Origin of the sequence: Bradyrhizobium commune (assembly GCF_015624505.1) — a bacterium.
Lineage (GTDB): Bacteria > Pseudomonadota > Alphaproteobacteria > Rhizobiales > Xanthobacteraceae > Bradyrhizobium > Bradyrhizobium commune.
In genome coordinates this window covers 6,407,749-6,423,509 of sequence record NZ_CP061379.1, presented here as the reverse complement: position 1 = coordinate 6,423,509, position 15,761 = coordinate 6,407,749, and the positions used below count along the sequence as shown (strand labels likewise).

The window sequence follows — 15,761 nt, the reverse complement described above, 5'->3', positions numbered from 1 at the left end:
TTTCGCGTTCTTATTGCAGTCCGCCGATAATCGTTGAGTCTTGTTGACCGTCTTTTTGCAAAGGGGTGCGGCACCGCCGCGTGGTTGTCTCGCGCTTCGTGGAACTCAATCCGGCCAGAAGTCACCAGAACCAGTTTCCATTGATAACGATTCAAGATTCTAGCTTGATATGAAAATGATTTTCACGTATTACGGTTAGGCACAATATCGCTGGAAATTCAGCGCAAATACCAGGGAGAAGTCAGGTGAAACTGGTGAGGGTCGCCACTTGCTATGGGGAGGAGAAGTCCTGCATCTGGAAGGGCGAGGATCTTTTCGTGTTGAGGGATGCTCAGTCGATTGTCGATGTATTGGCGATGAGTGCGGAGGAGCGTGCTTCGCTCGAGACAAGATTATCCGCCGGTCCTTCGCTCAAGCTTGCTGACGTGAAGCTGCTGGCTCCAATTCAGCCGACGAGTCTGAAGGACTTTATGGGATTCGAAGTACATTTTCTTGGGGCGTTGAAGTGGATGTTCCCCGATGGCGGCGGGCCAGGCGGAGCGGGGACGGGGAAGCTTCCAGAGCGGCTCTACAGTCATCCAATGTTTTATGTGTGTGATAATAGCGCTTTGCTCGGCCCGAGCGATGACGTGATCATCCCTCCGAACAGCAGCTACTATGACTGTGAGGTCGAGCTTGCTGCCGTTATGGCTAGGGGCGGACGCGATATGACACCGGCGCAGGCGGGCGAAGCGATCGGCGGATACACGATTTTCCTCGACTGGTCTGCGCGAGACGTGCTCAGGCACGATACTCTTGCGCCTACCAAGGGCAAAGATAGCGGCAATACGCTTGGTCCGTGCATTGTAACAAAATCCGAAATCGAGAAATATCGGGTCGGCGATCGTCTAAAAGTGCCAATGAAGCTGGCGCGAAACGGCGAACTCATCGGCGAGGGTGATACCGAACATTCAATCTATTCGATCGAGGAGATGATTGCCTATGTGTCCCGGGGTGCCACGATAAAAGTTGGCGACGTCATTGCGATGGGCACGGCTCCGAATTTGTGCTGGGTCGAGCAGTGGGGGCACAATGGTGAGATCCGTCCATCTCCTATAAAAGGGGGCGACACCGTATCGATGGAAGTGGCCGGCATCGGTTCCATGTCCATCCAAGTGAGGGAAGGCTCTCCCTATGTCGAATTGCCTCCGGCGCGAAGATACATGCCGAGCGCCTGAATATGCGCGCAATCGTCATGGACAAAACCGGCGGGCCGGAAGTCTTGCAGTGGCGCGAGGTGGCCGAGCCTGAGCCCGCCGAGGACGAGGTAACGGTGAATGTGCGTGCTGTCGGCCTGAATTTCCGCGACATCTATTTCCGCCGGGGCATGTATCCTGCACCGCCCGGCTTCATACCCGGGCAGGAGGCAGCCGGCGTCATACGGGAGGTCGGAGCGAAGGTTTCCGGTTACAAGGTAGGTGACCGCGTCGTCGTCTTGCTCCCTCATGGAGCCTATGCCGAGCGGATCGTCGTTCCCGTCGGCTCGGTTGCGAAGGTCCCCGACTGGCTTTCCCTTGAACATGCGGCGGCGCTTGAGCTCCAAGGATTGACTGCACATGCCATCATGACCTCCTGCGTGCATCTCCGGCCTGGCGACTGGGTCGTGATACATGCGGCGGCCGGCGGACTCGGTCTGTTGCTGACGCGGCTGGCAAAATATCAGCAAGCCAATATTGTCGGCACGGTCTCTACGCCAGCGAAGGCAGATGCCGCGCGTGCGGCGGGCACCGATCGGATCGCCTCCTACGATAACTTCGGTGAAGTAGTTGCTGAAGTAACCGGCGGCGTGGGGGCTGCGGCGGTGCTCGATGGTATCGGCGCTGCGACTTTTGAAAGAAGTCTCGGTGTCTTGAGCGGGACAGGAACGTTGGTTCTTTTCGGGTGGGTTAGCGGCCCGGTCAAAGCTATTGACCTTGACCTCATGCAGTCCCGGTCATTTGTTCGGCCTCGCCTCGGCGATTTTCTGACTAGAGGCGAATTTGCGCGCCGGCTCGGCGAAGTGTTCCACTGGACGGAAGCGGGTGTGGTCAAGCCGACAGTCGGGGCGCGCTTTCGTCTGTCGCAAGCCGCGCAGGCACAGCGCGCGCTCGAGAGCCGTGAGGTGACCGGAAAGGTTCTGCTGATACCGGATAGTGTTTTTGACCGGAACGAGACGTCCCAAGACCGGAACGGGACATCCCAAGAGGGAAAATAACTATGCGATCCGTAGGATATGCGCGGACCGGCGAAATCGAGACACTCGAACTGTTCTCCGCCGTCGAGCCGCAGGAGCCGGGCGAGGGTGAGGTGAGGATCCGCATACACCGGTCGGGCGTTAATCCTACTGATTGGAAGTCTCGGCGCGGAGCCCTGCATATTCCTATCCCCCAAGGCGGCTATCAGGTGCCCCACCACGACGGCGCAGGCGTGGTCGACAAGCTCGGCAAGGGGGTGAAGAGTCTTGTGAAGGGACAGCGCGTCTGGGTCTGGCAGGCTGCTTATCGGCGCCTTGGAGGCACGTCGCAGGACTACGTGGTCATATCGGCCTCGCGAGTCGAGCCGCTTCCCGATGGTGTCTCCTTCGACACAGGGGCATGCCTCGGAATCCCCTTCATGACGGCTCATCGCGCCCTGACCGTATCTGAGGGCGGCCCCGCGCAACTGTCGCGCGGTGCTCTGGTGGGATACAAGGTTCTCGTTGCCGGAGGAGCTGGGGCGGTCGGCAACGCCGCGATCCAACTCGCCCGCTGGGCCGGAGCCACCGTGGTCGCCACCGTCAGCGGGCCGGAGAAGGAAAAGCTGGCGCGTGCGGCCGGCGCCGATCACGTGATCAATTACAAGACGCAGGACGTCGCGGCCGAAGTGCGGACCATCGCCTCCGACGGCGTTGACATCATTGTCGAAGTTTCCGCTGTGGTGAATGCCGGACTCGACGCCAAGGTGATCAAACCAAACGGGGTCATCGCAATCTACGCCAACGACGGCGGCAACGACTTGCATATTCCTGTGCGGGAAACCATGACGTCAAATGCGCGATACCAGTTCATCTTGATCTATACCGTAACCGAGGCGGCAAAGGTCCAGGCGGCGAAGGCGATTGGACACGCTCTCCAAGACGGGGCTGTCGCTGTCGGCGATGAGCGAGGCGTCCCGGTGCACCACTATCGCCTCAACCAAACGCGCCAAGCCCATGCAGCACTCGAGAAGGGCGGCATCGTTGGTCGCGTCGTCATTGATCTGACGCAGGACTAACGTGCGTTCTAACAGATGATTGGCCACTTGGTGGGCTGGAGCGGACCGACAGATAATCAAAGTAGAAGGCAGAAGCGCATGGCTAAGCAACGAGTGATCGTGACCGGCGGGGCGGCCAATATCGGCTTGGCCATTGCACGAGCGTTTGCGCAGAATGGTGCCAAAGTGCATCTCTGCGACATTGATCCAAAGGCACTGGCGGACGCGACACGTGACGGTCAACTCGTAGGCGCGGCTTGCGACATCACCGATGCCGAGCAGGTGGCGCGTTACATGGATGAGGCGATCGAAACGATGGGCGGGCTTGACGTGTTGGTGAGCAACATCGGCTTACCAGGCCCAACCTTGCCGCTGGAGCTCATAGAACTGGCCGACTGGCAGAAGGTTCTCAATGTCAATCTGACTGGTGGTTTTCTCATGAGCCGCGCCGCAATTCCTCACCTCAAGCGCTCCGGGTCAGGTACAATGATTTTCATGTCTTCTGTGTCGGGGCGCATGGGGCATCCCAACCGCAGCCCGTATGCAACCACCAAGTGGGGCCTGATCGGACTAGCCAAGACGCTGGCCCGCGAGTTGGGCCCATATAATATTCGGGTCAATGCGATCCTACCCGGAGCAGTTGACAATAAGCGCGCCCGCAAGGTCCTTCTTGAAATCACCGGCTCGAAGGCGGAAACCGAGCAGGAGATCGAACAGGTCGTTCGAGACAATCTCGCCGCCCACCAATCGATCGCTAGGCTCGTGCCCATGGAAGAGATTGGTGCCTTGGCAGTTTTTCTTGCGTCGGATGGAGGTCGCTCAATATCGGGGCAGATGATTCCAATCGACGCCGACATGCGAGCCTGACGGTCCCGAGGTGATTCGCAAGCCATCTGGCAAATCCCGCAGTGTTGGAATTGGAGATCGACATGGCGCCGTGCGAGACCACAAGGGTTGAAATCAGGCGCCTTTGAGGCTGCAAACGTGTTGCAGTCTGACGGATTCCATCGCCTGTTCCAGGCCCGTCCCAGCGAAGGCGCGTCGTCCGGGGGCGATGGCGGGTCCTCGATCGGCGGGTGGCATCAAGTTCGGCAGCATAGAAGTCGCCGAAGCGCGCTTCCCGTTGCACTTCCGTCATCACGAATACCTCGCGGATTCCGGCGGCGTCGGTCAGTTTCGTGGCGGCCTCGGCGTCGCGCTCGACCTGGTGGTCCAGACTGAAAAGCCGGCGCCCGCCAATACCGCAGGCGAGGGCGTGCGTCATGGCGCCTGCGGTTTGCTCGGCGGCAACGACGGAGCACCGCATCGCTACGGTCTGGTGTCGCCCGGGCCGACCGCAACGGGTGCTGCGACCAAGGAGGTCGGCGTCGAAGTCGTGCCGGGCGACTGCTTCGAAGTGCGCTCGTCAGGCAGCGGCGGTTGGGGTCCACCCGAGAGCGTTCGGAGCAGGCGCGGCGAAACGACCGCTTGCTCGGTTTTTACCGCGGTGACGGGCGAAACCGGTTCATATCAGCGGACTTTCTTTCAGCGCGGTTGCGGGAGCTCTATGCCGGACGAAACCCCGGGCGAGTGAAAAAGCTGATACTCAACGCCGGGGCTCCGCTCGAGTGCGACGAGGTCGGCGTGGCGGCGTGCCGCAGATGCCCAGCGAAACCCCGAAAGGGTGGTCCAGGGAGCAGCTACGCCAAAGGCTCGGGATTCTGTTCAAGGGCGGTGCGGACGCCGTTCCTGAAGAGCTCATCGATATACGGCACGCTATCTTCAAGCGGCCGGGGATGTCGGAATTCAATGATCGATTCGTAAGGCGGATGATGCGCACCGTGGCTGAACCGTCGCCGTTGACAAACCATGAAGGTCCTGAGGCACTGCGGAACATCGCATGAGAAAAGTTGCTGGTCTGGACGCCCACAAATCCGGGCCAGTACCCCAGCGTGGCGGAAAAGGCGCTCACCTTCTTGAAGGAGGGGCGACTTGTCGTGCTCAAAGATTCGCATCACTGGCCGCACGCAATGGGAGGAGGCGGAAAAGTTTAATCAGCTCGCCTTGGAATTTTTGACTGAATGACCCGAAAGTGGCGCGGGCTGGCACAGGTTCGCGCTCGAGGACGTTTCTCGGCTCAGACAAGTGCTGCAGAACGCCTTTGACAATATTTGGTTGGAGCAGGCCTTCACCCCCTTGCTAGGCCGGGCTGGCGCCGCGGGAGACGGGCTTGCGTCGTGACGAAGCAGTGCTTGTAGGGCTGCCAGCGGCTGTCGCCGGTGGCCACTCAGTCCATTTGCGCTCGTAATCGTTCTGGGCGAAATGCCCAAGCAGGTAGTCGATGAAGACGCGGATTTTGGCTGGCTGGTGTTTCCGTGAGTGGTAGGCCAAGTTGATCGTCAGAGCAGGCAGTTCCCAATCCTGAAGCACCGGTACAAGACGCCCGGCTCTAAGATCGTCATAGATCGTATACATCGGTTGGACTAAAATGCCGCCGCCCGCAAGAGCGGCAGCGCACAGCGTTCGGCCCTCCGAAGACATTAGTGCGGGCTTGAGCCGCACCGTCTCCGTTGTGTCTCCCCGCGAGAAGACCAGCGGCTGAATCTCTCGTGAGAACCCGTAGATCAGTGTGGGATGATGCTCCAACTCCTTGGGCGTCGACGGCGCGCCGCGCTCGGCCAGGTATTCGGGGGATGCAGCGGGAACGTAACGAGCTTGCGTCAGCTTTCGCACGGTAATGCTCGAGTCCCGTTCAAAGGGACGCGTTCGCACGGCAATGTCGACTCCCGGTTCGATAACGTCCGCGTAGTGATTGGCTGCGAGGATGTGTATCGACAGCTCAGGATACGACCGCTGGAACTCAGGAAGCGCCGGTGCAATGTGCATCATTGCAAACGAAGGCGAACTTGTCAGCGACAGCACACCGGATGGCCGGGCGCTATATTGGCCAACAGTCGCATCGGCCTCCGCGAGATCTGAAAGCAACTGCATGCACCGTTGATGGTATGCCCGTCCAGCTTCCGTCGGCCAGAGTCGACGCGTTGTCCGTTCCAGCAGTCGCGCCCCCAGCCTTTCCTCCAAGGAGCTGAGGCTACGGCTTGCGACCGAGTCCGACAAACCGAGCTTTTCCGCGGCACGTGTGATGCTGCACAACTCCACAGTCTGGACAAACAATTCCATTTGGGTGAGGCGATCCATGGCAGTTCTTTCTGAGCGTATTTGGATGAAAGTCCGATCGTCTTACCGCCGTGTCGGAATGAGAACAGATTCCTTCACAAGGAGAATGGTCTTAGACAGATCACGTATACTTCGACGATAACCAATTGATAAAGATAGATTTTAAGCCGATTTTATCGCCGCAGTGCGGCATGCCGGCCGAATCCCTCAACACGAAACGGTTGCAGGTTGGGTGGATGTTGAGCGCTCCAAAGCCGAATTCCGATGCGGCGTCGGGATGTGTTAGGTGCGGCGGAGTCCGGCGCGCTTGCGCATCTCACCTTTCAGACACATCGCGCTGCGCGTTAACGCAGTGATCCAGCGCCGTCGCCGCCCATCCCGCTGGAACTACTTGTCATCTTCCCTCGGATCACAAGCGCGGTCGTCAGGGTGTGTTGGACATCTCGATCGGGCGATGCGCGCTAAATCGGCCCTGTGTTAGAACTGTTTCGGTAAGCCATCGCTCAAGGGAATCGGGTGCGATTTCGCCATCGCCCAATGTTCTCAAACATGGAAACTCTTGCGGCTTCCGACGAGCAGCGCGCTACCTCGGTGCGGAGTGGGCTTCAGAAAGGGATTTGCCGTGCAGCCAGTCTTGGCCTCGTGCGTAAAGTGCTTCAGTTTCCTGACCTTTCAGCCCAGGCATGTCCTTCTTGACGGGATACCCGATTTGAGACTGCAGATAAGCCAGATGACGATAACCGACCGGAAACTGCGAAAGCAGGTTGCCATCGAGCTTCAAAGAGGCGCTGGGATCGACCGGATCAATCCGGTCCTTTTCGTAGATAGGCTGGCGCATCACCAAACCCCAACGGCCAAGACGCCTTTCCAGGAAATCATAAAACCGGCCCGTGCAAACGACGTCGCAAAGAATGCCATGAACATCAGCTCTCTGCGAAATCGTCATCTTCGTCTGTGCAATAGCGCGTTCGCCTGAAAGCTCAATCGAGCTGCCTCCAAGAAAATGAAGTATGCTGACGCCCCGATTCCATCCCTCGATGGAAGCCTTTATGAACTCGTCAGCCGTCCCTTGTTTCCAGGTCGCGTTCATCCGTCCGTCATCGTGCCAAACGGTGCGAAAGCGCTCCCAGTCGCCTGCATCGCGCCAGATCGCCCAATTCTCGATCAGGTCGCGAATTGAGCGACGATCCCTCTCGCTCTTTTGTTCATTGAAGGCGTCTTGATCTGTCGCTGTCATATCCTGCTTCCGGGTGATGGCACGTTCGTCTTCAGGCGATTTTTGTCATGTCCACGCGTCGGTTGTCCCTCTTGTAGGGAGCCGGTGCTACGGTGGCGCGAATTTCCCTCTGTGGTTCGCCGGGGTTGCCCCATACCAGCACGACTTCCGTGCCGATGTCGCTGTCGGCGACGTCAATTACGCACAATGACAGCATCTGGCGGAAGTAATAGCTATAACCGCGAGATGTCGAAATGCCGACTTCCCGGCCTCCGCGCAACACTTTATCCGCATAGACGAAGCCGCGCTGATCGCGGGGCATGTCCATGAAGTGGAAGGGCTGGTCCTTGCGGAACAGGGAAGCATAGACGTCGATCACATCGTCGGCGTTCCAGACCAGCGTCCGGATCACGCGGCGAGGGTTGGCCACTTCCTTCTCGAGTGCCGCGCGGCCGATGAACTCGTGGTCGAACTTGATGTTCTTGCCCCACCCCAGTTCGACAGGGCTGCGGTAATAGGAGCGAATGTCGTCCGACTGGAAGCTGCCGGCGATGTTGAATGTGACTGCATAGGACGGCATGGCGGCCTTGAACTCGGCGAGATATCCGCTGGTATCGTCGCCGAACATGGCTGGCAGGTAGTCCACCAGGATTGTCGGGAAGCAAGCCTCGAGGTGGTTGATGAACACCGCGCGACCACCGAGTTGGCGGATGCCGAAGTCGCGCCCGGCTTCCAGGATCGCATCGTAGATCTCCTTGGAGTGGGCGGTTGGCCCCTGCAGCTCGAAGCCGGGCTCGCCTGCCATGCCCTGCCGTAGCGCGAGGACCTTGTGTCCTTTGATCGTGATTTCCCCGTTGCGCATGAAACCGATATCGCGAACGTTCTGGCCGGACACTTTCTCCACGACAGCGGCCGCATTCGGTCCCGAGACCTGGAAGTTGAACCAGTCATCCGGTTGTGAGACAGCGTTGTAATTGCCGTGCCGGAGCTTGTAGTCGACCCAGAAGGTACCGCGCCCGAAGAGCATGAATTCATCTTCACCAAGCCGGGTCAGGATGCCTTCATGGATGACCTTGCCGTCATCGTTGCAGTGAATGACGTGCTTGGATTGATGCAGGTCGAACTTCGCAAAGCTGTTCACGGACGTGTCGGACAGCAGCTTTAGCGCGTCCGGCCCCTTAAAGCGTCGCTCCCAAAGGAAGGACCAGTCGCCGATGTAGCAGGTCTCTTTCCAGGACATGCTTTCGTCGATCCAGTCGGAATATTCAGGGAGGCCCCAACGGCTCGTGAAGTAACCTGGCGGTGTCGTACGCATATCGTTCGGTTTCATCTCTATCTCCCTCGTTACGCTAACTGCGTGATATCTTCTGGATGAACGGGTGCTGGGATTGGTCCGTGGGTCTGCTCGACGAAGCGGCGAGCCGCCGACAAGGTGTTGACCAGCAGCATGGTGACCGTCATGGGCCCGACGCCGCCCGGCACGGGCGTGATGAATGAGGCCTTGCGGCTCACGCCCTCGAAATCGACGTCGCCGACCAGGCGCCCGTCTGGTAACCGGTTGATCCCGACGTCGATGACGACGGCGCCGGTCCGTACCATTTGCGGCAGGATGAGATTGGGAACGCCCGCCGCGACCACGAGGATGTCTGCGAGGATCGTGTACTGCGCGAGATCGCGTGTCTTTGCATGGCAAACCGCCACGGTGGCGTCTCGACGCATCATCATCAGCGCCATCGGCTTGCCGACGATGTTGCTTGCGCCGACGATCGTGACGTTCCTGCCTTCGACGGGGATACGGGCGTGATCGAGGATCTTCATCACGCCAAAGGGCGTGCAAGGCGAGAAGATCGTGTCGCCGACGACCAGCCCGCCGACATTGTAAAGATGGAAACCGTCGACGTCCTTCTCGATGGAAATTGCGTGCAATACCGCCCTGACGTCATGGTGCGGCGGCAGCGGGAGCTGGACGAGAATGCCGTGTATTGTCGGATCATCGTTCAGCCGTTCAATGGACTGGATGAGAGCCTCGGCAGGCACATCCTTCGGGTACTCGATCAAAGTCGATCGAATCCCGACGTCGGCGCACGCCTTCATCTTGTTCGTCACGTAGACGCGCGATGCTGGATCGTCGCCGATCAGGATCACCGCTAGGCCGGGTGTCGCGCTGGCGAGCTCCGAAAGCTCGGCGACATCGGTCTTGATGCGGTTACGGATCGCTCGCCCGATCATCCGACCGTCGAGAATGCGCGCACTCATGGTGACCTATCTAAAGCGGGAAGCCTTGATTAGCGTGAGAGCGGCAATGCGGCGCGAGGGCTCGCCCGAAGCCAAGACCAGCCGCAGATAGCGAGTAGCGGCGAACGAATGTTCGATGGTGAGCGCCTGCGCTCTCGCGCCTTGTCGATTTCGGATCGCCTCGACAATGGTGCGATGCTGGTCCTGGGCATTGACGAGGATCTGCACGACGCCTTGCACATCGGCGCGCTGCGATTCTATGAATGCGTTCGGCGCAGCAAAGGGCAGGGACATAACCCTTTGAAGCGAATGCGCAATCATCTCGCTGCCGGATGCTTCGACGAGGAGGGCGTGAAACTCATCGTTGAACCGGACGAAATCGTCGAGGTCGAAATGTATCGACAGGGCAGCGACCGCGCGGTCCAGGTCCGAGACGCACCGATCCATTCGCGTCAGAAGTTCAGAGGGCGCTCCTCTTTCCGCCGCGAAGCGTGCTGCCATTCCTTCAAGCGTTCCCCTGATTTCGATGGCGTCTGCCAGATCCTGCTCCGTGAATCCCTTCACAGCAAATCCGCCGCTCGGAAGCTGCTCCAGCAATCCTTCCTCGTTCATGCGAACCAGGGCTGTCCGCGCTGGAGTCCGGGAGACCCCGAAACGCTCGACGAGAAGGGGCTCAGAGACGCGAGTGCCCGGCCTTAGCTCGCCTTCCAGAATGAGCCCACGCAGCCCGAGCACCGCCTTCAAGGTTTGGGAACTTGCATCGTCCGTCATTGCGATCTCAGGAATACCCAACGTATACGAAACATCAAGTTTATGAGTGATATTGACCAGAAGTCAGGCAGATGTCAGAGCTTACGTATACGTTGAGAATACCAGATCAGCAAGAGGCGAGTTGAGGAAGAGTTCCATGAGAGATTTGCCGTCCGTCCGACTCCGGCCTGGAAGTATCGCGGAAATGACCATCCAGTTCGTCGGTGACGGTGTGCGCTTGCTCACCGCTTGCGTCCGCTAAGACACGAGGGAGTCACAATGTCTTCACCTTGCTACATCCTGACGTTGTCCTGCCAGGACAAGCCCGGCATCGTCGCCGGGGTGTCAGCATTCCTGTTTCGCTCGGGGTACAACATCCTCGAGGCCAATCAATTCGACGATGTGGAGACCGGACGGTTCTTCATGCGCATCGTTTTCAATCCGATCGAAGAGGGATCACACTCGGATGCGAACACGTTCCGGGAGCAGTTCACGGAGATAGCGCAGCAATTCGGGATGTCCTGGTCGCTTCACGATCGCGCGCACAGACGCAAGGTCCTGATCTTGGTATCGCGCTCCGATCATTGCCTGGTGGACTTGCTTTACCGCTGGCGGACAGGTGAGTTGCCGATTGATGTCGTCGGAATCGTTTCCAATCATCCGCGCGAAACCTACGCTCACCAGGATCTGGAGGACGTGCCGTTTCACCATCTTCCTGTAACCAAGGTAACCAAGCTCGAGCAGGAGGCGGAGATCTGGCGCGTGGTTCAAGGTTCCGGCGCCGAACTCGTGGTTTTAGCTCGTTACATGCAGGTCCTCTCGGACGGGCTTGCTGCAAAGCTCGCCGGTCGTTGCATCAATATCCATCACTCCTTCCTGCCTGGTTTCAAGGGGGCCAAACCCTACCACCAGGCGCACGAACGGGGCGTCAAGCTTATCGGGGCGACATCGCACTTCGTCACCTCAGATCTCGACGAGGGACCGATCATCGACCAGGACGTCGAGCGTATCTCGCATCGGGACACGCCCGACGATCTGGTCCGTAAGGGGCGGGACATTGAGCGCCGTGTACTGGCGCGCGCAGTTCGCTATGTCGTGGAAAACCGGGTCATTCAGAACGGCCGCAAGACAGTGGCGTTCACGGACTAGCCCATGCGAATGGATAATCTAATGATCATGCCGGCCGATGCTCTCGCCGGGAGGCTCTGTTCATTATCGCGATCCGCCAATGGATGCCGCGACGGTGTCGTGTCGGTATCCAAACAGTGGGTACATGAGCAAGGCCGACCATAACGGATAGGACGAACGTTTCGCGTTTCCGATCAAAATTTCGAAGGTGGAAAGTTCCGCCTGAGGCGGTCGCGGAAAGTATCGGGAGGGACGCCATGAGCGTGACCGTCGAACAGCTTCGAATCGGAATTCCATCAATCGCCGGCTGGGGCAACCTCGAATATACGGATTGGATCGACGAGAGCGAGTCCTGGAAGAAGGGATGTTATCTCGACGAATGGTCTTTCCTAGATGAGCTTCGTGTCTCGGGTCCCGACGCCTTGACATTGTTTTCTAGCTTCGCCGTAAACAGCTTTGCGAAATTCGAAATAGGGCAGGCCAAGCGTATCATTTGCTGCAACCGCGATGGCAAAATCATCGGAGAAGGCATTTTAACGCGATTTGGTCTTGACGAGTTTGAGTTTCAGGCACTCGGACCGGTTACCACTTGGCTCGAATACCAGCTTCGGAAGGGCGGTTACAACGCGCAGTGGCAGTACCGCGTCAGCAAGTTCAAGTTCCAGGTCCAAGGAGTGTCTTCGCTCGAGGTACTGGAGAAGCTTGTTGGTCCTCGCGTTCGCGATGTCCGCTTCATGCATCAGCACTCGTTCCCGGTTGCGGGTCATGCCACGCTCTTTCTGCGGCAAGGGACAGCTGCAGAGATCGGATTTGAACTACAAGGACCTCTGGTCCATGCGGACGACGTGCGGGAGGCAATCCTATCCGCTGGAAGAGCTTCAGGCATCCGACGCCGCGGTTCTCGTACGGCGATGATCAATCACCTTGAAACGTGCTTTCCGATCGTCACGCACGATTATCTGCCTGCGGTCTGCCAACCGAGTGAGAGCGAATTCTACGAAGACTTGTCGAAACGCGAGCGGCTTGGGACCTTGAAGTTCAGGCGGTGGACGCTCGATAGTTGTCTGAAGGTGAACGGAAGTTTTCATGCCGACCACGTGTCCGCCTGGTACCGGAGTCCCGTTGATCTTGGATGGGCTAAGAACGTGAAGTTCGACCACGACTTCTATGGTCGAGAGGCCTTGGAACGCGAGATCGCAAATCCTCGGCGCAAAATCGTGACGTTGATTTGGAGCGCCGAGGACTGCCAGGATGTTCAGAACTCGCTCTTTAGAGCCGACGCTGAGCCTTACGAATTTATGGACATGCCGCGTCAGCAGCAATTCTGCATGGATGCGCATTCGGTACTTGCCAAGGACAGGGAGGTGGGGGTGGCTACCTCCCGCAGCTTCAGTTTCACATTCCGGCAGATGATGTCGCATTGCGTGATCGACCTCGATAAGAGCGAAGTTGGTACAGAGGTCGAAGTGATCTGGGGAAATCCGGGCAAGCGCCAGAAACGTATTCGCGCCACAGTCGCGCCGTCTCCCTACAAGTGGGACCATCGCAGGACAAATCTGAAGACGGCCAGAGCCGAAGCTCACCCGCTGTGAACTCCAGCCGGAGCTCAATTTCCGGCCCCCTCGGAAATCGTCAAGTGTTCGACCAGCGCAATTCTTTTGCGGCGTAGGCGCGCTGAGTTGACAAGCCTGCCTTTTAGAACGGCCTGCGCGGATATGTTAGGCTTGCGCGATTCGGGCCGTTTCGATTCGGAAGTAAGATCGCTTGAAAACCAACAAATCCGGGACTGCGTGGCGACACGCCAATGTCGGTCGTCTTCTCAACAACGCGGTACGGCGTTTCGAGGCTCGCGTCCTCGAATTGATGAGCGCAAGCGGTCATGCCGAGACACGCATTGCTCACGTGAGCCTGACCCGCAATCTTGACGTGGAGGGGACGCGGCTGACCGAGCTCGCGCGGCGAGCTTCCATGAGCAAACAAGCCATGGGCGAATTGATCGATCAATGTACGGAGTTAGGGCTGGTCGAGCGGGTTGCTGATCCCACTGACCGGCGCGCCCGCATTGTCAGGTTTACGCGTGCCGGTCTAGTTTGGTTGGATGTTTTTCGCGACGCCGTGGACGTCGCCGAGCGAGAGATGCGTGCCGAACTCGGGAAGGTAACGATGGCTGCGATTCTAAAAGGGCTCGCAGCTTACGGATCGAAATTCGACACCCTTGAAGATTTGGATTAGTCAGGTCGGTTGACGAAGTAGTCAGGCTACCTTACCATGCAGATAATGCCTGGTAGGGAGAAGCGTCTTGAATCCACGTCTGACGGTCTCAGTGCTGATCGCTGGCGGTGGCCCCTGCGGTCTTATGTTGGCCAACGAGCTCGGCCGGCGCGGCGCTTCCGCCATCCTGGTGGATGAGAAGCCCGGGACTGCGTTCAATCCGCAAGCCAATGCGACTCAAGCCCGCTCAATGGAGCACTATCGGCGTTTGGGTCTCGCAGACGAAATTAGGCAGGCCGGTTTACCCGCCGACTATCCAACGGACGTCGCTTACTTCACCCGCTACACCGGTTACGAGCTGGCGCGGTTTCGACTGCCGTCTTCGGCGCGCGCGACCGAACTGGTCAAAGGCATGTCCGGCTCCTGGAGCGCCGCCGAGCTGCCCCATCGCGTCTCGCAGAAATATGTCGAGGCGGTCCTGCGCCGGCATGCCGAGCGGCTCCCTGGAATACAGCTCCACTATGGCCACCGTCTCATCAGCTATGTCGAACGCGACGACGGTGTCATTGGTGAAATCGAGTGCCTTGACGATGGCCGCCGCGTTTCGGTTCGCGCCGACTTCCTGGTCGGCGCCGACGGACCACGCTCGATGGTCCGGCAGTCGCTTGGCATTTCCTACGGCGGCAGGACGGGCACCCAACGCGATTTCATGGGCGGCCGGATGCTGGCCGTCTATCTCCGTTCGCCGGATTTCTACGCGAGCATCCCGCACGCCAAGGCGTGGATGTACAACTGTTTCAATGGTGATCGTCGGGCGTTCATGGCTTCGGTCAACGGGCGCGACGAATTTGCGTTCCACACCCAGCTTCGGCCCGGAGAGGATGAGAGCGCGATCACCGCCGTCGAGGCGAAGGCGGCCTTCCAGCGCGCATGCGGCAGCCCGATTGAATGCGAAGTGCTGTCCTTCCTAACCTGGACCGCCGGACATGCATTGGTGGCCGAGGGGATGCAGCGCGGCAGGGTCTTTCTTGGCGGAGACGCGGCGCATCTGTTTACCCCGACCGGCGGGCTCGGCTACAACACCGCGATCGAAGATGCGGTCAATCTGGGCTGGAAGCTCGCGAGCGTCGTCAAGGGTATCAGCCCGGCTGCGCTCCTCGACAGCTACGCAGTCGAACGTCGTCCGGTGGCGCTTCGCAACACCGACTATGCGGGCAGGTTCGCCGACTCGCTTGGTCTCTTTGCGCCCGCGCCGGAGATCGAGGACTCCACAGAGGCGGGCGGCGAAGCAAGACGTGCGGCGGGCACCTATCTCGAACAGCATGCCCAGGCCGAATTCAACATACCCGGTGTCACGTTCGGCGGACGCTACGACGGCTCGCCAATCATCGTGTCCGACGGCGGCCTGCCGCCGCCGGACGCCGCTAATGTCTACGTTCCGACCGCCTGTCCCGGAGGCCGTGCACCACATGCGTGGCTCGAGGACGGCGTGTCCTTGTACGATCTGTTCGGCTTCGAATGGACACTGCTGCAATTCGATGACGTCGTATCCGCCAAAGGTCGGTTGAGCGAAGCTGCGCGGGCGCTCGGGGCCGATCTGAAGCTCGTCACTCTGCCAAGGCGGTTGCGCGATCTTTATGAGGCCGATCTCGCCCTGATCCGTCCCGATCAGATAGTGGCCTGGCGCGGCAGCGCGTCACAGGCGGGAATGCTCGAGCGCGTCCTTGCCCGTGCGCTCGGGCTCACGACGAGCGATCATGCACGCCTGGCGAGTTGATCGATATCTGCATTCGCCGCACGCGAGGTGCGGCCGTGC

General features: G+C 59.1%; 14 protein-coding genes. 9 read left to right on the top strand and 5 right to left on the bottom strand.

What is annotated here, in order from left to right; translation table 11 throughout:
• The first annotated feature begins 245 nt into the window (after nt 1–245).
• From IC761_RS30085 to IC761_RS30065, 5 genes are all read left to right on the top strand, one after another.
• Entirely contained in the window at nt 246–1,217 is a 972-nt protein-coding gene (locus tag IC761_RS30085) for a fumarylacetoacetate hydrolase family protein (protein ID WP_195800279.1), read from the top strand.
• A gap of 2 nt (nt 1,218–1,219) precedes the next feature.
• On the top strand, nt 1,220–2,233 hold the full coding sequence (locus IC761_RS30080) for a quinone oxidoreductase family protein (RefSeq protein ID WP_195800278.1): 1,014 nt from the start codon (nt 1,220–1,222) through the stop codon (nt 2,231–2,233).
• A gap of 2 nt (nt 2,234–2,235) precedes the next feature.
• Nucleotides 2,236–3,270 (top strand): NADPH:quinone reductase, encoded by a 1,035-nt coding sequence (locus IC761_RS30075; protein WP_195800277.1) that lies wholly within the window; start codon nt 2,236–2,238, stop codon nt 3,268–3,270.
• A gap of 78 nt (nt 3,271–3,348) precedes the next feature.
• Nucleotides 3,349–4,116 (top strand): SDR family oxidoreductase, encoded by a 768-nt coding sequence (locus IC761_RS30070; RefSeq protein WP_195800276.1) that lies wholly within the window; start codon nt 3,349–3,351, stop codon nt 4,114–4,116.
• 187 nt (nt 4,117–4,303) lie between these two features.
• Nucleotides 4,304–4,822 carry a hydantoinase B/oxoprolinase family protein gene (locus IC761_RS30065; RefSeq protein WP_246791364.1) on the top strand — a complete coding sequence of 173 codons (519 nt, stop codon included), beginning with the start codon at nt 4,304–4,306 and terminating at the stop codon, nt 4,820–4,822.
• A 605-nt stretch (nt 4,823–5,427) separates the two neighbouring features.
• Here IC761_RS30065 and IC761_RS30060 read toward each other — a convergent pair.
• From IC761_RS30060 to IC761_RS30040, 5 genes are all read right to left on the bottom strand, one after another.
• Nucleotides 5,428–6,426: a LysR family transcriptional regulator gene (locus IC761_RS30060; protein ID WP_195800275.1), complete on the bottom strand. Its 999-nt coding sequence runs from the start codon at nt 6,424–6,426 to the stop codon at nt 5,428–5,430.
• A 562-nt stretch (nt 6,427–6,988) separates the two neighbouring features.
• On the bottom strand, nt 6,989–7,642 hold the full coding sequence (locus IC761_RS30055; RefSeq protein ID WP_195800274.1) for a nuclear transport factor 2 family protein: 654 nt from the start codon (nt 7,640–7,642) through the stop codon (nt 6,989–6,991).
• A gap of 31 nt (nt 7,643–7,673) precedes the next feature.
• On the bottom strand, nt 7,674–8,951 hold the full coding sequence (locus IC761_RS30050; RefSeq protein ID WP_246791363.1) for an aminomethyl transferase family protein: 1,278 nt from the start codon (nt 8,949–8,951) through the stop codon (nt 7,674–7,676).
• Between the two features lie 14 nt (nt 8,952–8,965).
• Nucleotides 8,966–9,850, bottom strand: a complete 885-nt coding sequence (gene folD / locus IC761_RS30045) for a bifunctional methylenetetrahydrofolate dehydrogenase/methenyltetrahydrofolate cyclohydrolase FolD (RefSeq protein WP_246791594.1) — start codon at nt 9,848–9,850, stop codon at nt 8,966–8,968.
• A 33-nt stretch (nt 9,851–9,883) separates the two neighbouring features.
• The gene (locus IC761_RS30040; protein WP_195800272.1) at nt 9,884–10,627 is read right to left on the bottom strand and encodes a GntR family transcriptional regulator; all 744 of its coding nucleotides are present in this window, start codon (nt 10,625–10,627) and stop codon (nt 9,884–9,886) included.
• A 258-nt stretch (nt 10,628–10,885) separates the two neighbouring features.
• Here IC761_RS30040 and purU point away from each other — a divergent pair, with 258 nt between their 5' ends.
• From purU to IC761_RS30020, 4 genes are all read left to right on the top strand, one after another.
• Nucleotides 10,886–11,755 carry a formyltetrahydrofolate deformylase gene (gene purU / locus IC761_RS30035; protein WP_195800271.1) on the top strand — a complete coding sequence of 290 codons (870 nt, stop codon included), beginning with the start codon at nt 10,886–10,888 and terminating at the stop codon, nt 11,753–11,755.
• A 236-nt stretch (nt 11,756–11,991) separates the two neighbouring features.
• Nucleotides 11,992–13,326, top strand: a complete 1,335-nt coding sequence (locus tag IC761_RS30030; protein ID WP_195800270.1) for an aminomethyl transferase family protein — start codon at nt 11,992–11,994, stop codon at nt 13,324–13,326.
• Nucleotides 13,327–13,498: 172 nt separating this feature from the next.
• Nucleotides 13,499–13,966 (top strand): MarR family winged helix-turn-helix transcriptional regulator, encoded by a 468-nt coding sequence (locus tag IC761_RS30025; RefSeq protein ID WP_195800269.1) that lies wholly within the window; start codon nt 13,499–13,501, stop codon nt 13,964–13,966.
• A gap of 124 nt (nt 13,967–14,090) precedes the next feature.
• Complete coding sequence (locus IC761_RS30020; RefSeq protein WP_438265154.1) at nt 14,091–15,722, top strand: FAD-dependent oxidoreductase; 1,632 nt, start codon at nt 14,091–14,093, stop codon at nt 15,720–15,722.
• Nucleotides 15,723–15,761 lie beyond the last annotated feature (39 nt).